Raw genomic sequence first — 24767 nt, 5'->3', positions numbered from 1 at the left:
GCCAAGGGAAGCACGCCGCGCCGCAGGCAGCGAAACTGCAGCCCGGCTTGCGCGCATGTGACGGGGCAGTATAGCGTACCGGCGCCGGCGCTCGCCGTACCGGCAGACCCCATGGATCATGTGGCGGCGCGGCCAAAGCCGCAGCGCCACCCCGCGTCCTCCCGTTATACTCGCGGCTGCCGCTTTGCGCGCTGCACCGCGCTTTTTTTCCGCGCGTCGTTGCGCGTCACAACGTTACTGCCCCTTAATCGCCCATGCTGACGTCGTTGGTCATCCGCATCGTCCAGTTTTCTACCCGCCGCGCCTGGCATGTCATTGCGCTGGCGCTGCTGCTGACCGCCGCCAGCGGCGTCTATGTGGCCGTCCATTTCGCCATCAACACCGATATCAGCCGCCTGCTCCAGCCGGACCAGCCCTGGGCGAAACGCGATGCCGCCGTGAGCGCCGCCTTTCCCCAGCGCGACCAGATGATCCTGGCCGTGGTGCGGGCGCCGGCCCCGGAACTGGCGGACGCTGCCGCCGATGAGCTGGCCAGGGGGCTAAGCCAGCAGCGCGAGCGCTTTCGCGCCGTCAGCCAGCCCGGCGGCGGCGAATTCTTCGAGCGCAATGGCTTGCTCTTCGCCGAAACGGACAAGCTGCGCGATGTCACCTCGCAACTGACCCAGGCACGTCCCCTGCTCAATGCCCTGGCGCACGACCCGACCCTGCGCGGCCTGTCGGATACGCTATCGACCACGCTGTCGTTGCCGCTGCAGCTCGGCCAGGTCAAGCTGGGCGATATGGCCAGGCTGCTCGACGACAGCGCGCGCACCGTGGACCAGGTACTGGCCGGCAAGGCCGCCGCGCTGTCCTGGACCGGGTTGGTCGACAGCAGCCGGCAACCGGCGGCTGGCGGCGACGCCACGGCGTTCGTCGCGCTCAGCCCCGTGCTCGACTATGCCGGCCTGCAGGCCGGCGCGGATGGCGCTCAGGCCATTCGCGCCATGGCGGACAAGCTCGGCCTGGCCAAACGGTACGGCGCCAGCGTGCACCTGACCGGCTCGCAAGCACTGGCGGATGACGAATTTGCCTCGGTCCAGGAAGGGGCCGCCTTCAATGGCGTGCTGACCTTGGTGGTCGTCATCCTGATCCTGTGGCTGGCATTGCGCTCCAAGCGGCTGATCCTGGCGGTACTGGCCAGCATGCTGGTGGGCCTGGTCATCACCGCCGCGCTTGGGCTGGCCATGGTCGGCGCGCTCAATATGATCTCCGTGGCCTTCGCCGTGCTGTTTGTCGGGCTTGGCGTGGACTTCGGCATCCAGTTCGGCGTGCGCTACCGCGCCGAGCGCCATGTGCACCCGGACATCCCCGTTGCCCTGGCAAGCGCCGCCAGGGCGGTCGGCGTACCGCTGGCGCTGGCCGCCGCCGCCACCGCGGCTGCCTTCTTCTGCTTCCTGCCGACCGACTATCGCGGCGTGGCCGAGCTGGGCCAGATTGCCGGCGTGGGCATGTTGATCGCATTCACCACCACCATCACGCTGCTGCCCGCGCTGATCACGGTGTTCCGTCCGAAGGATGAAGCGGGACGGACCGAAGTGCCGGGCTTCAAGTGGCTGGCGCCTGCCGACGATTTCTTCGAGCGCTATCGCAAGCAAGTGCTGCTGGGCACCTGCGCCCTGATCCTGGCCGGCTCGCCCTTGCTGGCGCACCTGCGCTTCGACTTCGATCCGCTGCACCTCAAGGATCCCGGCTCGGAGTCGATGGCAACCCTGCTCTCGCTCAAGGATGCGCCCCAGGCCGGAACCGACAACGTCAACGTGCTGGCGCCCTCGCTGGCTGCCGCCGTCGCCACGGCCGACCGGCTGGCGGCCTTGCCCGAGGTGGAGCGCGCCGTCACGCTGCAGACCTTCATCCCGGACGACCAGCCGGCGCGGCTGGACTTGATCGCCAATACATCGGCGAGCCTGATGCCGGTGCTGACGCAGAACCTGGCCACGCCCGCCGACGACGCGCGCCTCGTCAGTTCGCTCAAGAACACGGCGCGCCAGCTCGCCCTCGCGGCGGAAGATCATCCTGGCCCGGGCGCCGCGCAAGCCGCCCATCTGGCCACGGCGCTAGGCAAGCTGGCCGCCGCGGATGCCGCCACCCGCGCGCGCGCGGAACAGGCCATCGCCCTGCCGCTGCGACTTGCGCTCGCGCGCCTGCAGCGGACGCTGTCGCCGCAGCCGATCAGCCGGGAGACCCTGCCGCCTGCCCTGGTACGCGACTGGATCGCCCCTGATGGACAGGCACTGGTCAGCGTGAGCCCGAAGCTCCCCGCTGCGGCCAAACCGGGAGATGCCTCCAGCAGCAGCGATGCGCGCGACGACGCGCTGACGCGCTTTATCGCCGCCGTGCAGCACGTCGAGCCCAACGCGGTGGGCGGCCCGATCTCGATCCGGGGCTCCGCCGACACCATCATGACGGCCTTTGCCCAGGCGGGCATCTGGGCCGTGCTGTCGATCACGCTGCTGCTGTGGATCACGCTGCGCCGCGTGGGCGACGTGCTGCGCACGCTGGTGCCGCTGCTGGTGTCCGCACTGGTGACACTGGAGTTGTGCGTGGTGTTTGGCATCCCGCTCAATTTCGCCAACGTGATCGCCCTGCCCTTGCTGTTCGGCATCGGCGTGGCCTTCAAGATCTACTACGTGCTTGCCTGGCGCGAAGGCAAGACCCAATTGCTGCAGTCCCCGCTCACCCACGCCGTACTCTTCAGCGCCGCCACCACTGCCACCGCCTTCGGCAGCCTGTGGCTGTCCCAGCATCCTGGCACGGCCAGCATGGGCAAGCTGCTGGCACTGGCGCTGGCATGCACGCTGGTCGGCGCCGTATTTTTTCAGCCTATCCTGATGGGACGGCCGCGCGAGCGGTCCGTGCCCGCCACCGGACCAGCCCATTGACACGTCACCCCATCATGATAAATCGCACCGTCCCCTGCATCTCGCGCCTCCTGCCGGCGCTGTCCCTGTCGCTGCTGGCCACGGCTTGCGCGACCGGCCCGCAAGCCAGTCCGGACGACCCGCTGGAGCCGCTCAACCGCGTTGTCTTCAAAGTCAACGACAAGGCCGACGAGTACGTAGCGACCCCGCTGGCCAAGGGCTACCGCGCCATCACGCCGCAGCCGGTGCGCACCGCCATCACCAATTTCTATTCGAACCTGGCCGACGTCGGCAATACGGTCAACAGCCTGCTGCAAGGCAATGGCGTGAACGCGGCGGAAAGCTTCATGCGGGTCGCGATGAACTCGGTGCTCGGCATCGGCGGCCTGATCGATATCGCTACGCCAGCCGGCCTGGGCAAGCATTCCACGGACTTCGGGCTGACAATGGGCATTTGGGGCGTGCCCGCCGGTCCCTACCTGGTGCTGCCGCTGTTCGGCCCCAGTTCGATTCGCGACGGGGTGGGGCTGTACGTGAATTTCCAGCTGTCGCCTACCACCTGGCTCGACAGAGACGCGAAGCTGGCGCTGTGGGGCGTGGGTTTCCTCGACGCGCGTACCAACGCGCTGGGCGCGACCGATCTGCTGTCGCTGGCGGCGCTGGATAAATACAGCTTCGTGCGGGACGGGTACCGGCAGCGCCGGCAGTATCTGATCGAGGGCGGTGGCGGGAAATTGCCGGATTACGAGGATACGGAAGCGCCCGCGGAAGGGGCTGCGCCAGTACCCGCGATGGGGACTGCGCCAGCGCCTGCCAAAAAGGCGGCTCCCGCGCCGGCCGGCGGGGAAGAGAAGAAGCCGGAAGCGGAAGAAAAGAAGCCTTGAGGCGCGTAACTTGCGCTGAACGGCTGACAGGAAGCGCCAAGGCCGTTTGAAATGACGGCGGCGTTTGCTCCCTCTCCGCTCTCCGCTCTTCCGCAGGCGGTAGAGGGGAACACCCCGGTGGAGGAAAAACACCGCCCGGCCTCACCCCAAGCCAAACCCCATTCCCACCCTGCCCCGAACCGCCTGCAATCCCAGCCTGGCGACCCTGGCATCCCTGCCCAGCCGAATCAAATCCGGCACCTGTCCCGGCCCCGCCAGCAGCGCCTTGAGCAAGGCCCAGATATCGGTACCGCCATCGGCCCCCATCCCGGCCACCGCGGCGGGCGGCACTTCCCGCAGCGCGGGATCGATCACCACCCGGCAGGCGGCAAACGGCACCCCGAACTCCTGGGCAACCCGCGCCGCGATGTGAGACTCCATGTCCACGGCCAGCGCACCGGTAGCCGCGTGCAGCGCCGTCTTGGCCGCCACCGAGGTCACCGCCTGGTCCGCGCCCGCCAGTGAGCCGGAGACGGCATCCGGCAAGGCGAGGGAAAGTACGCGCGACCAGCCGGCATCGACTGGCCGCGACCTCTCGCCATCATGGATCGCGGTGGCGACGATCACCCTGCCCGGCACAAGCGCGGGATCGAGCCCGCCGGCCACGCCAAAGCTGATCACGCCCGCGCAGGGATGCGCCAGGCGTTGCCGCAAACCTTGCGCCAACGCTTGCGCGCGTAAGCCATGGAGGGTTTCGATGCCGGGACCCGCGGCAATGCGGGCTTCGAAGCGCATGCCGGTCACCACGAGCGTGGGATCGGCATGCGAAGCTGCCAGACCTGGCGCGGTCACATCCCCCACGCCACGGCCCGCGTACCGTCGCGGCGCAGGTTGCGGTAGCGCGCCACCGCCCAGAGCGGGAAGAAGCGGGCATAGCCGTGGTAGCGCAGGTAGAACACGCGCGGGAAACCCACCGCGGTGAAGCGCGCCTCGTTCCACAGGCCGTCGGCCTGCTGCGTGCGCACCAGGCAGGCGATGCCCCGCGCCACGGCGGGATGATCGACCTCGCCTGCCGCCATCAGGGCCAGCACGGCCCATGCGGTTTGCGATGGCACGCTCGGCGCGGACTCATAGCCCCGGTAGTCGAGCCGGTAGCTGCTGCCATCCTCACCCCAGCCGCCATCGGCGTTCTGGATCGAGACCAGCCAGGCGGCGGCGCGGCGCATCTCCGGCGCCTCGGGCGGCAGGCCGGCGGCGTTCAGCGCGCACAGCGCGCTCCAGGTGCCATAGATATAGTTCATGCCCCAGCGGCCGTACCAGCTGCCGTCGGCCATCTGCTCGTCGAGCAGGTAGCGCAACGCATCCCGGAACGCGGTGCTGCTGGCCGCGGTTTCACCAAGTTGCGCGAGCATCGACAGGCAGCGCGCCGAGACGTCGGCGGTAGGCGGATCGAGCAAGGCGCCGTGGTCGGCGAACGGAATATTGTTCAGGAATTCATGCGTGTTCTCGGGCTCGAAAGCGCCCCAGCCGCCGTTGGCGCTCTGCATGCCGGCCACCCATTCGCGCGCGCGGCTGACCGCCTCTTCGTAGCGAGCACGATGGCTCGCCGGGGCGACGGCAGGCGCCGCTGCGCCGGAGCGTGCCGCGCGGTCCATGGCCATGGCGACCACGGCGGTATCGTCCACGTCCGGATAGTGCGGATTGGCGTACTGGAAGGCCCAGCCGCCCGGGCGCACGTCGGGGCGCCGCACGATCCAGTCGCCGCGCACGTCCAGCACCTGCAGGGGGCGCAGCCATTGCAGGCCGCGCTCCGCTGCCGCCTCGGCGCGCGGGCCGCCGACTTCCAGCAAGGCGTGGCTGGCCAGCGAGGTATCCCACACCGGCGACAGGCACGGCTGGCAATAGGCTTCGTCGCCATGCACGACCAGCAGCTTTTCGATGGAAGCGCGTGCCACCGCCACATCGGGATCGGTACGCGGCACGCCCAGCACGTCGAACATCATCACCGCGTTGGCCATGGCCGGGAAGATGGCGCCCAGGCCATCCTCGCCGTTCAGGCGTTCGCGCACGAACTTCTCGGCACGCACGATGGCGCGCTTGCGCAGGCTGCGCGGGAACAACGGCTCGGCCACGCGCAGGCAGGCGTCGAGCGCGCTGAAGACACTGAACCAAACCCGCTTCTGATGCGGCGCTCTCGGGGCCGGGCGGGCCGCCTGGCGCGGACGGACATACAATTCGTCGATGCCCACGCCGCGCGGGTTCTTCGCCTGGGGACGCAAGCTGTTGAGCACCAGCAGCGGCACGATCACCGTACGGGCCCAGTACGCCACCTTGGACAAATGAAACGGGAACCAGAGCGGCAGCAGCATGATCTCGACCGGCATCATCGGCACCGCTTGCCACGGCATCACGCCGTACAGCGCCAGCAGCGTGCGGGTGAAGACATTACTGGCCTCGGCACCGCCCTGGGCATGGATGGACGCGCGGGCGCGGCGCATGTGCTCGGCCTCGGTATCGTCGCCAATCATCTTGAGGGCGAAATACGCCTTGACGCTGGCGCTGATGTCCGAGCGCCCCTGATGGAACAGCGGCCAGCCGCCGTCGGCATTCTGGATGCGACGCAGGTAGCGCGCGATACGCGCTTCCAGCACGGTATCCGGGGTCTCGCCCAGGTAGTGCACCAGCAGTACATATTCCGACGGGATGGTGGCGTCGGCCTCCAGCTCGAATACCCAGTGGCCGTCCGGCCGCTGGGTCGCCAGCAAGGCGTCAAGCGCGCGGTCGAGCGTGCCTTGCAACTCGCTATGCTCCGGCGCACCCTGCACGGCCGTAGCCGGCTTAGGGGTTAGTGCTACTTGGCTCATCGGTCTCGATGCCCTCTTTTCAACAACGCAATCAGCAATACCTCGCGGGATCGCCTCAGATGAGGCCATGCCGGAGCAGGATCCAGAACAGCCGCGGCCGCGGTACCCGGACGCGCTCGCGCGGGCTGGCCCATCCGCGGGCCAGCAAACGCTGCAGGATCACGTGGTAGACCTCGCCCATGATGCGTGGCGAGCGCACGGTCCGGCGCGGACAACCCGCCATGATAGCGAAAGCCTGCACATAGTGCGCCTGAGCCTGCTGCGCCACTTCAACGCAGGCACGGCCAATGGCGGGATGGCCGGCGATGGCCTGCGGCGCGCCGATCGGCACACCGGCAGCGGCCAGCGCCTCGGCCGGCAGATAGACGCGGCCAAGCCCTGCGTCTTCGTCGATATCGCGCAGGATATTGGTGAGCTGCAGCGCGCGGCCGAGGTGGTGCGCGAGTGCCACGCCGGTGTCGCGCTCCATGCCGAACACGCGCACGGCCAGCCGCCCTACCGCGCTGGCCACGCGGTCGCAGTACAGGTCAAGGGTGGCGTTGTCCGGCGCGCGGATATCGGCAAGGACATCCATTGCCATGCCATCGACGACGGCGAGGAAATCCTCCTGCAGCAGCCCGAAGCGCTGGATCTGGGCGGCCAGGCCACGCAATGCGGCCGGCGGCGCGCCGGCATAGCACGCGGCAAGATCGGCGCGCCAGGCATCCAGCCCGGCCAACCGCCCGGCGCGCGGGCCGTCGCCATCGGCAATATCGTCCACCGCGCGGCAAAAGCCATAGATCTCGAACATCGCCTCGCGTTGCGCGGCGGGCAGGATCTTGAGGGCGGTATGGAATGAGCTGCCGGACGATACGGCATTGCCGGCTAGCGGGACGGTTTGCACTGAGATTTCTGTTCCGGCCACGTAACTCCTCGTCACGCGTTGGACCGCCGTGCTGCTGTGCTGCCTCGCCCTGGCTTGTCGCCTCGGCCAGGCACGCAGCACAAGGCGGCATGTTTGGGATAGGGGGCGATTATACCAAGTCCCGCCACGGGCGCGGCCCGCAGCCCAATGAGGGGCTCCGTCCGGGGCGGCGCGCTTATCGGATACGCTGGCCGGCGATCCGAAGCGTCATCACAAAAATGCCCTGCTCCGGGTCGTAACGAGCAATTTCCGTCCAATTGGCAACACTTTTTTGATTTTCGTCGAATTTGTCCGCTTCCCCCGCGGCCAGCGGCGCGGCTTGCGACTGCGTCGTTGGGCCCCGCTGCGCTTCGGCGGCGGCATGCATGCGGCGCAGCTCGGCCAGTACAAGCGGCGAGATGCGGTCGAGCAGACGGCTGGACCTTAGCTTGTTCATGACGGCCTTCCTCGGATGGATGGCGCCAGTGTAGGCCAGCCTCCTGCCCCCTTGATGTGCCCTGGGACACGCACCGGAGCGGTTTTCGCGGTTTGCGGCGCACCACGGCATCGGAGTGGACGCTGGCGAAATGGGGCAGGATTGCGAGCAATGGCAAACCTGCCACGCACTATAGTGAAAGCTGTCTTCCACCAAGCCGAGAGGAACGCCGCATGAACGCCTGCACCTATCGCAACACCGCCGTGAAGATCCTGATCGCCACGCTGCTACCGGTGGTGGCCGCGCACGCGCAACTCGGGGACATGCTCAAAGGCGCGACGCAAGGCAGCGGAGGCTCGTCCGGCGGGCTCGGCGGCCTTGGCAGCGGCATGAGCAGCATGCCTTCGCTGCAATCCCTGACGTCCGGCAGCACCGGCAATGTCGCCGGCGTGCTGGAGTTCTGCGTCAAGAACAACTATCTGAGCGGCGCCAGCGGCGCCGCTTCGCTCAAGGACAAACTGCTGGGCAAGGTCGGTGGCAGCTCGCCCACTTCCGATACCGGCTATGCCGACGGCGCCAAGGGCATCCTGAACAGCAGCGACGGCAAGCAGGTCGACCTGAGCGGTGGCGGCCTCAAGGAGCAGGTCACCAAGCAGGTCTGCGACAAGATCCTCGCCCAGGGCAAATCGTTACTGTAGGCAGCGCTGCCCTGGCCGGGGGCTGGTAGTCAGGCAGCCAGGCGGAAGGCCGACACCGCGTGCTGCAGGGCGTCGGCCTGGTCTTCCAGCGATGCGGCGGCAGCACTCGCCTGCTCCACCAGCGCCGCGTTCTGCTGCGTCATCTGGTCCATCTGCGCGACCGCGCGATTGACCTCTTCGATGCCGGTGCGCTGCTCGGCGGTGGCCGATGCGATGCCATCCATGATGGACGTCACGCGGCTGACCGCGTTGACGATCTCGGCCATGGTCTGGCCGGCCTGCTCCACCAGGGCCGAACCGCTGTCGACCTGGCCCACCGACTCGACGATCAGCGTCTTGATCTCCTTGGCCGCACCCGCGCTGCGTTGCGCAAGGGTGCGCACTTCGCCCGCCACCACGGCGAAGCCACGCCCTTGCTCGCCGGCGCGAGCGGCTTCCACCGCGGCGTTCAGCGCCAGGATATTGGTCTGGAAGGCGATGCCGTCGATCACGCCGATGATGTCGTTGATCTTGCGCGAACTGGCGGTGATGCCGCGCATCTTGTCCACCACCTGGCTCACCACGCTGCCGCCCTGCTGCGCGATCTGCGAGGCATCGGCCACGTACTGGCTGGCCTCGGTGGCGTTGTCGGCATTCTGGCGCACGGTTGCCGTGATCTGCTCCATGCTGGCCGCGGTCTGCTGCAGCGAGGCAGCCTGCTGCTCGGTACGGCTCGACAGGTCGGTATTGCCCGAAGCAATTTCCTGCGCGGCCGAGGTGATGGCTTCGGCTGACTGCTGGATCCCCGACACCGTGCGCGTGAGCTGGTCGCGCATATGCCCGATGGCATACATCAGGCTGGAGCGGTCGTCGGGGTCGAGCGTGACCTGCGTGGTAAGGTCGCCGCCGGCCATGCGCAAGGCAAGCGCCGCGGCGGTGGCGGGCTCGCCGCCCACCGAGCGCTGGATGCTGCGGATCAGCAGCGTCGCCACCGCGGAGATCACGATCCCGAGCAAGACCAGTAGCCCGAACGATTGGTACAGCGAGCTGCGGAATTGCGCCTCCACGTCGTCCATATAGGTGCCCGCGACCAGGTCCCAGCCCCAGGGCTGGTAGCGTGCCACGTAGCCGATCTTCGGGCTCGGCTGGTCACTGCCCGGCTTGGGCCACCAGTAGTCCAGATGTCCCGTACCTTCCGGCGAAGCGCCGCGCGCCGCGATCTCGGCGTACAAGGCGTTGCCCTTGGCGTCCTTGAAATCGCGCATGTTCTTGCCATTGAGCTTGGCGTTGATGGGATGCATCAGCAGCGTGGAATCCGCGCCGACGATGGTGATATAGCCGTCCTTGCCGTAGCGCTGCGCGGCAATGCGGGCGGTAGCCTGGGCCTTGGCCTCCTCCTCGGACATCTTGCCCTGGCGTGCCTGCTCGGCATAGTCGCGCACCAGGGAGAGCGACATATCGACCACGTTGGCAAGCTCGCCGCGGCGGTCCGCCATCTCCAGCTGGCGGGTCTGGAAGGCGTGCAATACGGTCAGCAGGAGCAGGCCGAGCCAGGCCAGCACCAGGGGAATCCACAGCTTTTTTCGCAAGGTCAGGTGATTCATGGGGGGTCGTTTTCTCGAGACAAGTACCAGCGATGCAGGAGGCACGCGGCGTCCCCCGATATCGGAATGCGCCGTCAGCTTCTTTAGCGTCAATCCTTGAAAGCCGCAAAAAATAGCAAAGAAGAGACGTATATGCCGCAAAAAGGATCATGATGACGAAAGATCCCATCGTGGCCGCGCTTTGCGGCACGCCGATGGCGAACGCCTTCGCGATACGGCCTCGTCTGTGCGCGGTGGCGCACTCGGTGACATCGGGATGAAACCTGGCCGGCGTAAAAGGAAACACGCAGGAAGCACGGGTATCAAGAACGATAACTTCAAGACCGGGGAAAACCGTTATGTCCCTCCAAGCCTTTCAGAACATTAACCTGGACTCGCTGCTCGACACTACCGTCAGCCTGAGCACCGCCTTTGTGCTGGGCGCGGTGATCGGCTACGAGCGGCAGATCCGCCAGCGCACCGCCGGACTGCGCACCAATGTCCTGGTGGCGGTAGGCGCCGCCATCTTCGTCGACATGGCCAACCGCATGGCCGGCCATGACGGTGCGGTGAGAGTCGTGGCCTATGTGGTGTCGGGGATCGGCTTTCTCGGCGCCGGCGTGATCATGCGCGAGGAAGGCAATGTGCGCGGGTTGAATACCGCGGCCACGCTCTGGGGCTCGGCGGCGATCGGCGCCTGTGCGGGCGCCGACCTGATCTTCGAGGCAGCGCTGGGCTGTGTGTTCGTGCTGGCCGCGAATACGCTGCTCAGGCCGGTGGTCAACCGCATCAACCAGCAACCGATGGACACGACCACCGTGGAAGTCACCAACACGGTCTATGTGATCGCACCGCGTGAGTCGCAGAAACAGGCCTTGCGATTGCTGGAGCAAACGCTGGAGTCCGGGGACTTTCCGACGCGGGATCTCGAGGTGCGTGCGTTTGGGGATAGCGATGTGGAAATTGAGGCGGTGCTGACTTCGACTTCGGTGGATGGGGAAGTACTGGATCGGCTGATGGCGCAGCTGGCGGAATCGGCGTTTATTCGTCAGGCGTTTTGGAGTCCGAGTACTACGGACTAAGCGGGGCTTACCGGGGGCTCTCGCTGTTTATGGATCGGTGTTGGTATTTGGACCCAAAACATACGACATCCCCCCCTGCGGGGGCTGCCGGTCATTTTTCTTTGCGCGGCAAAGAATTCATATGGATGGGCTTCGTGGTCGTCATCGGCGCAACGATGACCGTGCGCAGAGGGTCGTGCAACTCCGCCGGTGACACGACCACGCAGGGGCGCGCTTTCTGAATCTCGCTACCCAAGGTCGGGGCCAACGCGACCGGCCATATTTCACCGCGCGCTACCACACGAGCTCCGCATCACCCGCGTTGGAGAATTCGCCCGTCACCAGCGCGTGATCGCCTCCCGCCGCTCTTGCCTGGACACTGCCAGATACGGAGCGATGCGTGTTGGGTCCAAAACCAACGCCGATCCATAAACAGCGGGATCTTGACAACCCTCCCCACCCCTCCTATTCTCTCGATGAAATTCTTTAAGTAAGATCATTGTTCTATTCTACAGAACACAAAAGCCACGCGGCAGCACGTACACCATCCAAATCCGGAGACAGAATGAACCGCATCCCCTCCCGCATCCTCCGCGCCCTCCTGCTCCTCGCGGTCCCGGCCATGCTCGCCGCCGGCGCGACACCCGCTGCCGCGGACGGCTACCCGAGCCAGCCGGTCCGCCTGGTAGTCCCCTTCCCCCCCGCTGGCGGCACCGACGTCATGGCGCGGCTGGTGTTCAACAAGGTCGGCATGACCACCCACTGGAACGTGGTAGTGGAAAACCGCGCCGGCGCGGGCGGTAACATCGGCATGGACGCGGTCGCCAAGGCCCGCCCGGACGGCTACACCCTGGGCATGGGCCAGACCGCAAACCTGGCGATCAACCCCACGCTGTATCCCAGGATGCCTTACGACGCGATCAAGGATTTCACGCCGGTCGCACTGGTTTCCGCCCAACCGCTGGTGCTGATCGTGCGCAAGGATGCGCAGTACAAGAATCTGGCCGACCTCGTTGCCGCCGGCAAGGGCAAGCAACTCTCGATGGCCTCGGCCGGCACCGGCACCGTGGGCCACCTTACCGGTGAGCTGTTTGCCCGCCGTGCCGGCATCAAGATGTTGCACGTGCCATACAAGGGCGCCTCCCCGGCGCTGACCGACCTGCTGGGCGGCCAGACCGATTTCTACTTCGCCACGCCGCCCATTGCGCTGCCCATGATCAAGGCCGGCAAGCTGCGCGCGCTGGCGGTGACATCGGCCAAGCGCCTGCCGCTGCTGGCCGACGTGCCTACCGTGATCGAAGGCGGTTACGCCGGCTTCCAGGCTGAAGACTGGAAGGCCCTGGTGGCTCCGGCCGGCACGCCGGCGGATGTGGTCAAGCGGGTCAACGAGGAAATCAACAAGGCCATCATCCAGCCTGACACCATCGCCAGGATGCGCGAGGAAGGCAGCGAGCCGCGCGGCGGCAGCCCCGCTGAGCTGGCCGCGTTCATGAAGGCCGAAAACACCCGTTGGGGCACCATCGTGCGCCAGTCCGGCGCCAAGGTGGAGTAAGGGCATTCGGCCTTCACCGCCCTGAACGCTCCGCATCCGGGGCCGGCTTCGCTGCCACGAGGCCAGCCCCGGCACTGACATCTGGAATCCGCCTCATGCAAAAACCGTTACGCCATATCCGCGTGCTCGACCTCACCAATGTGCTGGCCGGGCCTTTCTGCTGCCACCAACTCGCCCATATGGGCGCCGAAGTCATCAAGGTGGAAACGCCAGGCACCGGCGACCTCGCCCGCCAGCTCGGCGCCGACGCCGACCTCAACAGCCGCCTGATGGGGGTGTCCTTCCTGGCGCAGAACCCCGGCAAGCGCTCCATTACCGTCAACCTCAAGCACGCGCGCGGCAAGGAAGTGTTGCGCAAGCTGGTGGAAAGCGCCGACGTGCTGGTGGAGAACTTCCGCCCCAGCGTGATGGACCGCCTGGGGCTGGGCTTCGAGGCGCTCAAGCTGGTCAATCCCAAGCTGATCTACTGCGCCATTTCCGGCTTCGGCCAGGACGGGCCGCTCTCGGACCTGCCGGCTTACGACCAGATCATCCAGGGCATGTCCGGCGTGATGAGCATCACCGGCGACCCGCAGACCGCGCCTTACCGCGTGGGCTACCCGGTTTCCGACACCATCGGCGGCATTACCGCGGCCTTCGCCGTGGCTGCCGCGTTGGCGGACCACCAGCGCACCGACGGCTATTTCATCGATGTTTCCATGCTCGAAGCCACCCTGGCCACCATGGGCTGGGTGGTCTCCAACTACCTGATCGCCGGCAAGACCCCGGCGGCGATGGGCAACGAGAACATGACGGCCAGCCCGTCGGGCGCCTTCCATACCGGCGAAGGCCTGATCAATATTGCCGCCAACAAGCAGGAACAGTTCGAAGCGGTCTGCCGCGTGGTGGGCCGCCCGGAACTCGCCACCGACGCGCGCTTTGCCGAACGCCAGGCACGGCTGGCCAACCGCGCGGCACTGACGCGCGAGCTGGAAGCCGAACTGGCGAGGCAATCCGCCGACGACTGGTGGAAACTGTTCAACGAGGCCGGCGTGCCGGCCGGCCCGGTCTACAGCGTGCCGCAAACGCTGGACCACCCGCAGGTCAGCGGGCGCGGCATGATCGGCGACTTTGCCGACGTGCCCGGCGTGGGCCGCGACATCCGGCTGGTGCGCACGGGCTTCAAGCTCAATGGGGAAGCCCCGCGCGTCGATACGCCACCACCGGAACTCGGCCAGCACACCCGCGAGATCCTCGCCCAGCTCGGCTATGGCGAGGCGGACATCGAAACCCTGCAACAGGAGCGTGCGGTATGAGCGAACCCATGAGCGAACCCATCAACGAAGGCCAGCGTTTATCCCAGGACTGGTGGCGCACCGAGATCATCGATATGCAGCCCGGCGAGATTCGCTACCGGGGCTACCCCATCGAGCAGTTGATCGGGCAGGTGTCGTTCGCGCAGATGATCTGGCTGATGCTGCGCGGCGATCTGCCGGGCCGTGGACAGGGTGAACTGCTGGACGCCGCGCTGATGTCGGCGGTGGACCATGGCCCGCAAGCGCCCAGCATCGCCATCGCCCGCATGGCGGCCACCTGCGGCGTGGGCCTGAACAACGCCATGGCTTCGGCCGTCAACGTGCTGGGCGACGTGCACGGCGGCGCCGGCGAGCAGGCGGTGGAGTTGTACCAGGACGTGGCGCGGCGCATCGACGGCGGCCAGGCGCAGGAAGAGGCGGTCAAGGCTGCCCTGGCAAATTATCGCGACCACCACGGCAAGTTCGTGTCCGGCTTCGGCCACCGCTTCCATCCGCTGGACCCGCGCGCCCCGCGCCTGCTGGCGCTGGTGGACAAGGCCGCCAGCGAAGGCGTGGTCACGGGACGCTTTGCCGGCATCGCACGCGCGGTGGAGGCCGAACTGGGCGCGGGTCGCAGCAAACCCATTCCCATGAATATCGACGGCGCCACGGCCGTGATCTATGCGGAGCTGGGTTTCCCGGCGCCGCTGGCGCGCGGGCTGTTCTGCCTGTCGCGCTCCGTCGGCATCCTGGCGCACGCATGGGAGCAGACCGGGCAAGGCGGCCGCAACAAGGGCCCGATCCCGCGCCAGTACATCTGGACCTATGACGGCCATCCGCCGCGGGACGTGCCCCCGGCGCAGGACTGAGCGAAACCTACCGGCTCGGCACGTGGGCGGAGTCGCCCACGTCGCCGGGGACCGGCCGCGTGGCCGGCGCCATCCAGGACGCCAGCGCAAAACGGTCCCGGCCACACTCCTTGGCCGCATAGAGGGCACGGTCGGCCGCAGCGAACAGCGCGCGCCACAGCCCCTCTACCCCTGCCGCCCCGCCGCGCAGTTCGGCCACCCCGATGCTGACGCTGGCGGTTGCCGCGCCCTGGCCGGGCAGCGGGATGGAACGGACTTTCTTCAGGATCCGGTTGGCCAGCGCCGTGGCCTGGCCTTCATCGGTGTGCGGGCAGAGGATGCAGAATTCCTCGCCGCCATAGCGGCCGGCCACATCGGAGGCGCGCCGCGAGTTGTCGATGGCTTGCGCAATCAGCTTGAGCACGGTATCGCCGGCATGGTGGCCGCTACGGTCGTTGACCTGCTTGAAATGATCGACGTCGATCACCAGGCATGACAAGGGCTGTCCGTGGCGCTCCCATGCGGCCACCAGGCTGGTCGCCGCCTTGTCGAGTGCCCCCCGGTTGAGCAGGCGCGTCAGCGCGTCAATCCGGGCGCCGTCCTCGTTGACGGCGATCACCTGCTCCATCGCCATGATTGTGAAGCCGAACAATCCCAGCAAGGTAGCCACAAGCGGCGTCAGCAGCAGGAATCCGTTCGCGCTGCTGGCGTAGAACGGCCCCGAAGCCACCGCGCCGCTCAAGCCGGCGGCAAACCCGGCCAGTTGCGTGGTGAGGTGCATCAGGCTGGCGACGATCACCAGCGGCGTGCCGATGCTGCGCTGGCCACCATGCGTGCGCAGCAGGGTGACGGCTGTCAGCGCGGCCACCAGGGACAGGCTGCCATAGCCGATCACGTGCATCCGCGCTTCGTTGTGGGCCATGCCGGCGGCCCCGAGCAGCGCCAGCCCGGCCACGGTGACGCCCACCGCCAGCGTGCGGTCCCGGGAGGCCAGGCCGGCGTAGACCCGCACGCCGCGGTAGATCAGCAGCCTGCCGGCAATGAACGTTGCCGCGCCCGCGGCGCTGACATAGACCAGCCGCGCCGACGCATTGGCTGCCAGCGCCAGTCCGGCCGCCGACACCAGCAGGTGCCCCCAGGCCCACAGGCGGCCAGCCTGGCTGGGGCGCAAGGCTGCCAGCAGGCCCGCCGAAATGGCCAGCGCGCTGGCGTACACAACCACCATGACGACGACGATCGTTTGCTGGTCTAACTGCACGGGATTCCTTTGAAGATACCGTGTTGCCGGTGACGTTGACGGAAAGAGTTGGGGGGGCGGCCAGATGTTGGGGCGATTTCGCAAAGGCGCATGATAGCGTCACGGAGCCCTGCCGGGCACCCCCGACAAGCTGGGCATGGGTTGTCCCTGACTAACGGCGTCGGATTCGTGTCGGTTTTGCATCAGATTCGGATGGCGGGAGGCATGCCGCCGTGCCGGCAAAGGCCGTCCGACTGGCGAGCGTGTCTCGCCAGCGAGGCCAGGATCATCCGGCGATCAGGCCGGGAACGGAAAGGCGCCGCCCAGTGCCAGTGTCAGATCACGCGCAGCAAGCAGCACATGCGAGCGGAACCCCTCGTCGAAACGTGGTGTGGGACAGGTCAGCGTCAGCGCCCCCTTGAGTTCGCCATCCGGACCGAACACCGGCGAAGACACGCCGGCAATGTCCGGGATACGGTCGCCGACCAGCGCGGCAACGCCCTCCTCCCGGATTTTCTGGTAGATCTCCCCGCGCGCGCCGCTGAACGCGCGCAGCACGCGGCCACCGGCGCCGCGGTTGCGCGGCAGCAGCTCGCCCGCCTTGGCATGGTCGCGCACCGGCTGCGGTGAATCGACGCGGTACAGGCACAGGCGATGCTCGCCTTGCTCGACGTGGAAGGCTGCGCTCTCGCGCGTGGCCTGCACCAGTTGGCGCAGCACGGGCATCACCACCATCTCCAGCGAGAAGGAGGCGGAATAGACCGAGTGCAGGCGCGCCACTTCGGGCCCCAGTCCATAGCGGCCGTCGGTATGTCGCAGGATCAGGCGGGCATGCTCGAGCGATGCGAGCAGGCGCAGCAGCGTGCTTTTGTAGAGGCCCGTGCGCTGAGCCAGTTCGACCAGGCTCAGCGTGGTGTCGCCCAGGCGAAAAGCGCAGAGCACGAACAAGGCACGGTCCACGGCTACGGCGCCGCCTTGCGCGGCATGCTTGTCGGCTTCGGAGAGCTGGGCGGCTTTACGTGGCATGTGGGAACAGGGCTGGGAGGGTTGAAAGAGGAAGCTGGAGAAGGCCGGCAAAGGGATGGCATGCCCGCACAGTGTTCCACGGTATAGAACGGTACCAGCGTTGTCAATCGCCCCAGGGACCCAGCATGGCGCGCCCCTTGAAGTCCTGATGCGCATTCACGTTCGGCGCCTCCCTCCCTCCTTAGTGATGGTGACCACCACCGCCGCCATGGAATCCACCGCCGCCGCCATGGAATCCATCACCACCGCCGCCATGGAAGCCACCATGGCCATTGAAACCGCCATGGAAGCCACCGCGCATGCCGCCATGGAAGCCGCCCCCTGCGTGGGCAAAGGACATGTGGTGCATATGGTGGAAGTGATGAAAGCGGTCGACGAAGATAAAACTTCCACCAAAGCCGACACCGACCGGCGCCCAGTACCACGGATCGATGTAATAAGCCGGCTGCGGATAGATGGCCGTGCCACCAGTGTCTTCCACCATCTGCCAGGAGCCGTCGGGTTGCAGGCAGGCCAGCCCGACCACCTGCTGCACGTAGCCATCGACCTCCACCTGCCCCGTCATCTGCTGGCAAGGCGACGAATAAACGTTCCCTGCGTCAGTGGCCATCTGCGCTGCCGCCGGTACGCTCAAACCGAGGCCGGCAAGCAAGGCCGCCACGGCACCCAGAGCCTTTCCCATGATGTCATCCCGGGATCGAACGCCCGACGTTGCGATGTGCCCGGCCAACGCCAGAGCACATCCCATGGCACATCGGTTTGCCTGCGGGACCCACTGGCGCGCTTCGCATGCAGCACGCGTTCCCACATCGGGTAAACGCATTGGCACCCGCGCTTATTCCATTTTCATTCCACGCTCCCCGGCTTTGAGACCGGCTCGGGCGACCGCGTATCGCTATCGCCACGCCTCCGGATGCCCGCCGAGGCTGGCGCAGACATCGCTGGCGATGGTGCGCAGGCGCGCTTCGCCAAGTTGGCCTGAGAGCGCGTAGCCCGCCCCGCCGCTGACCCAGTAAAACGTGCGGCGGTCCGCCTGCCGCAGCAGGCCGAGGGTGGCCGAAGCGGGCGCGGCCGGCGTAATGTAAAGCGTGAGCCGCTCGCCGGCCGGGTTCTGGTACATCAGCTGCGCGGCCGGGCCGGCGTCGCCCACGAGCAGGCGGCCGCCCAGCAGCGCGAATCCGTATTCGTCCAGCGACGGGATGGTCAGCGTGCGCGCGAGCCGGCGCGACAGCCAGGTCTGCAAGTGCGCCTGGTCGGCAGCCGCCACCTCGACCGGATGGCGCTGTTCGGGCGCGAACACCGCATAGGCGGCGTCGGCGTGGCGAGCGAACGCGCGAGGATCGGCGCCCGCTCCGGGGAGCCAGGCCACGCCAAGGGCCAGCGCCAGCCCGGCCAGCGCCCAGCCCGTGGCGGCCAGTGCACGGCGTCGCCAGGGCGGCCGCGACCTGACCAGCACATAGCGCAGGTTGGCGGGCAAGGGGAACAAGGCCTTGAGCGCGGCGTTCTGCTGGCGATAGTGTTCGGCCAGCTTTGCCGCCTGTTCGTCGTGCGCGAACGCCGCGCGGGCGGCCGACGCTTCGGGCTCGGGCAGTTCACCGTCGACCAGCGCGCACAAGCGCTCTATCGCCTCGGTATCCGGTGCGGCTTCGCTAAAGCCAGGGGAGCTTGGGGAGCCAGGGCCTCGATCGTCGCTCATGACTTGTTTCTCACCACCCTGAGCGGCACGTGCCGCTCGCTATCTCCACCCGCGCCGCCGGTGCCGCCGGCAAGCCAGACACGCATATGCTCCCGTGCCCGCGACAGGCGCGACATCACCGTGCCAGGCGGCACGTGCAATACCGCCGCGGCCTCCTGGTAGCTCAGGCCTTCCAGTACGATCAGCAACAGCACTTCGCGCTGCTCCACCGGGAGCCGGTAGAGCGCGCGCTGCACGTCGCGCAGCAATAATCCGTCGATCTCGCCGGCCGGGGCTTCCTGCCGCTGCCACAGGGGGTCGGCCTGGTCCACCGCCACTTCGCGGCGCCGGCGCAATTGATCGATGTAGAGATGGCGCAGCACGGTAAGCATCCAGGCCAGCACATTGCTGCCGGCGCGCAAGCGGCTGCCCTGGGCGATCGCACGCTCGGCGGTGTCCTGAACCAGGTCATCGGCCCACGCCGCGTCGCCGGTGAGGGCGCGCGCAAAGCGCCGCAGCTGCGGAAGCCAGACAGTGATGTCGTCGCCAAAGCTCACTGCTGACAAGACATGGTGCACGCCTCCCGATGCATCCGCGCGGATATCAATATCCGCCGCCGCCCATGGCGCCGGTGCCACTCGTGCTGCGGCTGCCATCACGCGAAGCCGACGACTGGCCGGACCCGCCGCCGCCATCCGAAGAGCAGGCCGCCACCGCCATCAACGCCAGCAGCAGTGCAAAGACCAGTCGGCGCGCTTTCATGTCGGTCTCCTTGGCGGCAGGCCACGCGGCGGCATCCGTCGATGCCGCATGCACCACATCGGTCTGCCTGCATGCCGCTGCCGGTCCTGCCCAACGGGTAAACGGCTGGCGCCCCGGTTTTATTCCCAACGAGGGCGCCGCATCGATATCCGCCGCTGCAATCGTGGCGCATTGCCGACATCACGGCGTTGCTTGTGCGGCACACAATGCGTCGAGCCTTCCTTGCATTGTCATGCAAGTGACCTAAAGTGATGTGATGTGCCATGCCACCCATTTCACCCTGCCGTGAGGGTGCAGGAATAGTCATAGCGCTTAAAGGCACGACGGCGCCGTCACGATGAAGCGATTCGTCAACGGTTGGAATGAGTGCATTGACACGGGCTCGCATTCAGTTTGCGGAAAACTCCTTCCTCTACCTCGTTCGCCCTGCCATTCCCAATGGCGAGGTCAGGCATCCAAGCTCTCACGGCCTCTCCCGCGCGCCGTGCGAGGCTTCCGGCCATCGCCGGCGTCCTGACCGCGGCCTCGATCGATAGCCGAACTTTCCACCATGGCCTTGCGGCGCGCCGGGCCGGATCGGCTGTTGCCTTGCTGCCAGAGCGCCGGCCGGCGCGTGCGTGTTTACGTGTTTTCAGTCCACTATTATCGATTCCGAGGTCCCTTCATGCGCATCGAGCGGGTTCCATTTCGCCATATCAGTGCCGCGACGGCTGCCGTCATGCTTGCTGCGTGCGGACAGAAACCAGCCGCGCCGCCGCCGCCGCCGCTCGAAGTCGGCATCGTTACCGTCAAGCCGGCCACCGTGCCCGTCGTCACCGAATTGCCCGGCCGCACCAGCGCGTACCTGGTGGCGCAGGTGCGCGCGCGGGTCGATGGCATCGTGCAGCGCCGGGATTACACCGAGGGCTCTGACGTCAAGGCCGGGGAGCGTCTCTACAAGATCGACCCGTTGCCCTACATTGCCGCGCTCAACAATGCCAAGGCAGCGTTGGCGAAGGCGCAGGCCAACGTGGGCACGCAGAACGCGCTGGTCCAGCGCTACAAGATACTGGTCGCAGGCAATGCCGTGAGCAAGCAGGACTACGACAACGCCGTTGCCGCGCTGGGCCAGGCGATAGCCGACGTGGCAGCGGGCAAGGCCAGCGTGGAAACGGCGCAGATCAACCTGGGCTACACCGATGTCACCTCGCCGGTCACCGGGCGCAGCGGCGTGTCGCAGGTCACGCCGGGCGCTTACGTGCAGGCCAGCCAGGCCACGCTGCTGACCACCGTGCAGCAACTGGACCCGATCTACGTCAACCTGACGCAATCCAGCGTGGACGGCCTGCGGCTGCGCCGCGAGATCCAGGAGGGCCGGCTGCAGACCACCGGCGCCAATGCCGCCAAGGTCACGCTGCTGCTCGAAGATGGCCGGACCTACCCGCAGACCGGCCAGATCCAGTTCACCGACGTGAGCGTCGACCAGAGCACGGGCTCCGTCACGGTGCGGGCGATCTTTCCCAACAAGGATCGCGTGCTGCTACCGGGCATGTTCGTGCGCGCGCGCATCGACGAGGGCGTGAACGACAAGGCCATCGTCGTGCCCCAGATCGGCGTCACGCATGACCAGAAGGGACAGCCGATGGTCCTCGTCGTCGGCCAGGACAACAAGGTGACGCAACGCCAGATCGCCACCTCCGGCACCTTCGGCAATGGCTGGGTGGTGGACAGCGGCCTGCAGCCCGGCGATCGCGTGATCGTGAACGGTGTGGAAAAGGCAAAACCCGGCAGTACGGTCAAGCCGGTCGAGGCCCAGGTGCCGGCGCAGCCGGCCTCCGGCGCGCAGCCCGTCGCAGCGGCGAGCGCACCGGGCGCGCCTGCTGCGTCCGCGTCCGCTCCGTCCCCGTCTTCCGCGCCGGCCGCGCGATAAAAGGGAGCCACCTTCATGGCAAAGTTCTTTATCGACCGGCCGATTTTTGCGTGGGTGATCGCCATCATCCTGATGCTGGCCGGCCTGGCCTCCACCGCCACGCTGCCGATTGCCCAATACCCGACGATTGCCCCGCCGGCGGTCCAGATCAGCGCGACCTATCCCGGCGCTTCCGCGAAGACCGTCGAAGATACCGTTACCCAGGTCATCGAGCAGCAGATGAGTGGCCTCGATCACCTGCTCTACCTGTCGTCCACCAGCGACGACTCCGGCACCGCCACCATCACGCTCACCTTCGCCGCCGGCACCAATCCGGACATTGCGCAGGTCCAGGTACAGAACAAGCTGCAACTGGCGACGCCGCTGTTGCCGCAGGTCGTGCAGCAACTGGGCACCAAGGTGACCAAATCGAGCAGCAGCTTCCTGCTGATCCTCGCCTTTGTCTCCAAGGACGGCAGCATGGGCCGGTACGACCTCGCCAACTACGTGGCATCGAAAGTGCTGGACCCGGTCAGCCGGATCGACGGCGTCGGCACGGTGACGCTGTTCGGCACGCAGTACGCCATGCGGATCTGGCTCGACGCGACCAAGCTGAACAACTACAGCCTGACGCCGATCGACGTCAGGAATGCGGTCGCCGCGCAGAACGTGCAGGTGGCCGGCGGCAGCCTGGGCGGCACGCCGTCGGTGCCGGGCCAGATGCTGCAGGCGACCATCACGGAAGCCACCCTGCTGCAAACTTCCGAGCAGTTCGGCAATATCCTGCTGAAGGTGAATACCGACGGCTCGCAGGTGCGCCTGAAGGATGTGGCACGCGTTGACCTTGGCGGCGAGAACTACAACTTCGACACCAAGTACAACGGCCAGCCGACGGCGGCCTTCGGCATCCAGCTCGCCACCGGCGCGAACGCGATCAACACGGCCAACGCCGTGCGCGCGAAGATGGCCGAACTGCTGCGGTATGCGCCGCAAGGCGTGGTGGTGGAGTATCCGTACGACATCACGCCGTTCATCACGCTGTCGATCGAGGAGGTGATCAAGACCCTGATCGAGGGCATCGTGCTGGTGTTCCTGGTCATGTACCTGTTCCTGCAGAACCTGCGCGCCACGCTGATCCCGACGATCGCGGTGCCGGTGGTGCTGCTGGGCACGTTCGCGGTGATGTCGGTGGTCGGCTTCTCGATCAACACGCTGTCCATGTTCGGCATGGTGCTGGCCATCGGCCTGCTCGTGGACGACGCGATCGTGGTGGTGGAAAACGTCGAGCGGGTCATGGCCGAGGAAGGCTTGTCGCCGCGCGACGCAACGCGCAAGGCCATGGAGCAGATCACCGGCGCACTGGTGGGCGTGGCACTGGTGCTATCGGCGGTGTTCGTGCCGGTGGCCTTCTCCGGCGGGTCCGTGGGCGCGATCTACCGGCAGTTCTCGCTGACCATCGTCGCCGCCATGGTGCTGTCCGTCCTGGTCGCGCTGATCCTGACGCCGGCGCTGTGCGCGACCATGCTCAAGCCGATCCCGAAGGGCCATCACGACGAAAAGACCGGTTTCTTCGGCTGGTTCAACCGCACCTTCGCCAGGAGCCAGCAGAAATACCATAGCGGCGTGGTGCACGTGATCCGGCGCTCCCGCCGCTGGCTGATCATCTACCTGATGGTGATCCTGGTCGTGGGCTTGCTGTTCGTGCGGCTGCCGAAGGCCTTCCTGCCGGAAGAGGACCAGGGCACGATGTTCGTGCTGGTGCAGGCGCCCGTGGGCTCCACGCAAGAGCGCACCGCCAAGGTGCTGCTGGATGTGCAGAACTATCTGCTGAACAGCGAGAAGGACGCGGTCGAGGCAGTGCTGACGGTGAACGGCTTCAGCTTCGCCGGCCGGGGGCAGAACTCGGGCCTGGTGTTCATACGGCTGAAGGGCTTCGCCGAGCGCGAGTCCGCGAACCTGAAAGCCCCCGCCCTGGTCAAGCGGATCTTCGGACATTTCGCGGGGTATAAGGACGCCAACGTGTTCCCATTGAATCCGCCCTCGATCCCGGAACTCGGCACGGCCGCGGGCTTCGACTTCGAGTTGCAGGACCGCGCCGGCCTGGGCCATGCGAAGCTGATGGAGGCGCGCGGCGCGCTGCTTGGCCTGGCGGCAAAGGACCCGATGCTCGCACAGGTCCGCCCGAACGGCCTGAACGACACGCCGCAGTTCAAGGTCAATATCGACCGCGAGAAGGCCAATGCGCTCGGCGTCAGCGCGGCGGACATCGACCAGACTTTCTCGGCCGCGTGGGCATCGCTGTACATCAACAACTTCCTCGATACCGACAACCGGATCAAGAAGGTCTATGTGCAGGGCGAACCGAGGTTCCGCATGAACCCCGAGGACCTCGGCGCCTGGTACGTGCGCAATGGGTCGGGCGGCATGGTGCCCTTCGGCGCCTTCGGTTCGGGGGCCTGGATCTATGGGTCGCCGAAGCTCGAACGCTTCAACGGCATTCCGGCGGTGGAGATCCAGGGCGCGGCCGCTTCCGGCAGATCGACCGGCCAGGCGATGAATGCCATGGAGGCCATCGCGGCGAAGATGCCGACGGGCGTCGGCTACGAATGGACAGGCCTGTCGTACCAGGAGCGCCAGTCCGGCGCGCAGGCGCCGATCCTCTATGGCATCTCGATCCTGTTCGTGTTCCTCTGCCTGGCCGCATTGTATGAAAGCTGGTCGATCCCGTTCTCGGTGATCATGGTGGTGCCGCTGGGCATCCTGGGCGCGTTGCTGGCCGCCACGCTGCGGGGGCTGGAGAACGACGTGTTCTTCCAGGTCGGCCTGCTGACCACGGTGGGCCTGTCGGCCAAGAACGCCATCCTGATCGTGGAGTTCGCCCGCGAGCTGCGCACCCAGGGCATGAGCACCGTCGATGCCGCGGTGGAGGCATCCCGCCTGCGCTTGCGCCCCATACTGATGACATCGCTTGCGTTCATCCTCGGCGTCATGCCGCTGGCGCTCAGCAACGGCGCGGGCTCGGGCAGCCAGCATGCGATCGGCACCGGCGTGATCGGCGGGATGCTGACGGCAACCTTCCTGGCCATCTTCATGATCCCGATGTTCTTCGTCGTGATCGCCAAGTTCGGCAAGACGAAGACAACGCCGGGGACGCCTCCCCCGCCGTCTTCCGGCCAGCCGGACCAGCCGCAGCAACCGGACAGCAACGGCGACGCCGGCATGCACAGGGAAGGACATTGAG

20 protein-coding genes and 1 pseudogene are annotated in these 24767 nt (G+C 66.9%); 9 read left to right on the top strand and 12 right to left on the bottom strand.

The features are described 5' to 3' along the window. The first annotated feature begins 254 nt into the window (after nt 1–254). Both hpnN and AC1DQ3_RS12715 read left to right on the top strand, forming a co-directional pair. Nucleotides 255–2918, top strand: a complete 2664-nt coding sequence (gene hpnN / locus AC1DQ3_RS12720) for a hopanoid transporter HpnN (RefSeq protein ID WP_477120548.1) — start codon at nt 255–257, stop codon at nt 2916–2918. A gap of 14 nt (nt 2919–2932) precedes the next feature. Next, nucleotides 2933–3781: an MlaA family lipoprotein gene (locus tag AC1DQ3_RS12715; protein ID WP_477120547.1), complete on the top strand. Its 849-nt coding sequence runs from the start codon at nt 2933–2935 to the stop codon at nt 3779–3781. 141 nt (nt 3782–3922) lie between these two features. Here AC1DQ3_RS12715 and AC1DQ3_RS12710 read toward each other — a convergent pair whose 3' ends face one another. The 4 genes from AC1DQ3_RS12710 to AC1DQ3_RS12695 all read right to left on the bottom strand — a co-directional run bounded on the left by AC1DQ3_RS12710 (nt 3923) and on the right by AC1DQ3_RS12695 (nt 7964). Beyond that, a complete protein-coding gene (locus AC1DQ3_RS12710) occupies nt 3923–4612 on the bottom strand; it encodes a phosphorylase (RefSeq protein WP_477120546.1) in 690 nt (229 codons plus the stop codon). After that, the gene (gene shc / locus AC1DQ3_RS12705; RefSeq protein WP_477120545.1) at nt 4609–6624 is read right to left on the bottom strand and encodes a squalene--hopene cyclase; all 2016 of its coding nucleotides are present in this window, start codon (nt 6622–6624) and stop codon (nt 4609–4611) included. Before shc ends, AC1DQ3_RS12710 begins: the two co-directional genes overlap by 4 nt. Nucleotides 6625–6679: 55 nt before the next feature. Further along, a complete protein-coding gene (hpnD, locus tag AC1DQ3_RS12700; protein WP_477120544.1) occupies nt 6680–7528 on the bottom strand; it encodes a presqualene diphosphate synthase HpnD in 849 nt (282 codons plus the stop codon). A gap of 175 nt (nt 7529–7703) precedes the next feature. Continuing rightward, nucleotides 7704–7964, bottom strand: coding sequence for a hypothetical protein (locus tag AC1DQ3_RS12695; protein ID WP_477120543.1), 261 nt, complete (start codon nt 7962–7964; stop codon nt 7704–7706). Between the two features lie 212 nt (nt 7965–8176). Between AC1DQ3_RS12695 and AC1DQ3_RS12690 the strand changes: the two genes are divergently transcribed. Beyond that, the gene (locus AC1DQ3_RS12690; protein ID WP_477120542.1) at nt 8177–8641 is read left to right on the top strand and encodes a YjjA family protein; all 465 of its coding nucleotides are present in this window, start codon (nt 8177–8179) and stop codon (nt 8639–8641) included. Between the two features lie 29 nt (nt 8642–8670). Here the strand turns inward: AC1DQ3_RS12690 and AC1DQ3_RS12685 are convergent, their stop codons facing one another. After that, nucleotides 8671–10224 (bottom strand): methyl-accepting chemotaxis protein, encoded by a 1554-nt coding sequence (locus AC1DQ3_RS12685; protein ID WP_477120541.1) that lies wholly within the window; start codon nt 10222–10224, stop codon nt 8671–8673. Between the two features lie 338 nt (nt 10225–10562). Between AC1DQ3_RS12685 and AC1DQ3_RS12680 the strand changes: the two genes are divergently transcribed. Continuing rightward, nucleotides 10563–11285 (top strand): MgtC/SapB family protein, encoded by a 723-nt coding sequence (locus tag AC1DQ3_RS12680; protein WP_477120540.1) that lies wholly within the window; start codon nt 10563–10565, stop codon nt 11283–11285. A gap of 136 nt (nt 11286–11421) precedes the next feature. Here the strand turns inward: AC1DQ3_RS12680 and AC1DQ3_RS12675 are convergent. Further along, nucleotides 11422–11565, bottom strand: a pseudogene (locus AC1DQ3_RS12675) (type II toxin-antitoxin system PemK/MazF family toxin); the annotation flags it as partial. Between the two features lie 264 nt (nt 11566–11829). Between AC1DQ3_RS12675 and AC1DQ3_RS12670 the strand changes: the two are divergent. From AC1DQ3_RS12670 to AC1DQ3_RS12660, 3 genes are all read left to right on the top strand, one after another. After that, complete coding sequence (locus AC1DQ3_RS12670; protein WP_477120539.1) at nt 11830–12816, top strand: Bug family tripartite tricarboxylate transporter substrate binding protein; 987 nt, start codon at nt 11830–11832, stop codon at nt 12814–12816. A gap of 95 nt (nt 12817–12911) precedes the next feature. Further along, a complete protein-coding gene (locus AC1DQ3_RS12665) occupies nt 12912–14111 on the top strand; it encodes a CaiB/BaiF CoA transferase family protein (protein WP_477120538.1) in 1200 nt (399 codons plus the stop codon). After that, a complete protein-coding gene (locus AC1DQ3_RS12660; RefSeq protein WP_477120537.1) occupies nt 14108–14959 on the top strand; it encodes a citryl-CoA lyase in 852 nt (283 codons plus the stop codon). The genes AC1DQ3_RS12665 and AC1DQ3_RS12660 overlap by 4 nt, the downstream gene beginning before the upstream one ends. 7 nt (nt 14960–14966) lie before the next feature. On the opposite strand, the gene AC1DQ3_RS12655 is transcribed toward AC1DQ3_RS12660, so the two are convergent. The 6 genes from AC1DQ3_RS12655 to AC1DQ3_RS12630 form a co-directional block, all read right to left on the bottom strand. Next, on the bottom strand, nt 14967–16196 hold the full coding sequence (locus AC1DQ3_RS12655; protein WP_477120536.1) for a GGDEF domain-containing protein: 1230 nt from the start codon (nt 16194–16196) through the stop codon (nt 14967–14969). Between the two features lie 276 nt (nt 16197–16472). Further along, the gene (locus AC1DQ3_RS12650; RefSeq protein ID WP_477120535.1) at nt 16473–17201 is read right to left on the bottom strand and encodes an IclR family transcriptional regulator; all 729 of its coding nucleotides are present in this window, start codon (nt 17199–17201) and stop codon (nt 16473–16475) included. 181 nt (nt 17202–17382) lie between these two features. After that, on the bottom strand, nt 17383–17883 hold the full coding sequence (locus AC1DQ3_RS12645; RefSeq protein ID WP_477120534.1) for a hypothetical protein: 501 nt from the start codon (nt 17881–17883) through the stop codon (nt 17383–17385). Between the two features lie 213 nt (nt 17884–18096). After that, complete coding sequence (locus AC1DQ3_RS12640; RefSeq protein WP_477120533.1) at nt 18097–18897, bottom strand: anti-sigma factor family protein; 801 nt, start codon at nt 18895–18897, stop codon at nt 18097–18099. Continuing rightward, on the bottom strand, nt 18894–19433 hold the full coding sequence (locus tag AC1DQ3_RS12635; RefSeq protein ID WP_477120610.1) for a sigma-70 family RNA polymerase sigma factor: 540 nt from the start codon (nt 19431–19433) through the stop codon (nt 18894–18896). Before AC1DQ3_RS12635 ends, AC1DQ3_RS12640 begins: the two co-directional genes overlap by 4 nt. Before the next feature lie 46 nt (nt 19434–19479). Then, nucleotides 19480–19638 (bottom strand): hypothetical protein, encoded by a 159-nt coding sequence (locus AC1DQ3_RS12630; protein ID WP_477120532.1) that lies wholly within the window; start codon nt 19636–19638, stop codon nt 19480–19482. A gap of 664 nt (nt 19639–20302) precedes the next feature. Here AC1DQ3_RS12630 and AC1DQ3_RS12625 point away from each other — a divergent pair. Together AC1DQ3_RS12625 and AC1DQ3_RS12620 are read left to right on the top strand one after the other, a co-directional pair. Continuing rightward, nucleotides 20303–21547, top strand: coding sequence for an efflux RND transporter periplasmic adaptor subunit (locus AC1DQ3_RS12625; protein WP_477120531.1), 1245 nt, complete (start codon nt 20303–20305; stop codon nt 21545–21547). Between the two features lie 15 nt (nt 21548–21562). After that, a complete protein-coding gene (locus AC1DQ3_RS12620; protein ID WP_477120530.1) occupies nt 21563–24766 on the top strand; it encodes an efflux RND transporter permease subunit in 3204 nt (1067 codons plus the stop codon). Nucleotide 24767: the final 1 nt, after the last annotated feature.

This window comes from Cupriavidus sp. 01T418 (assembly GCF_056398885.1).
This window is presented reverse-complemented; position numbering and strand designations above follow the sequence as displayed.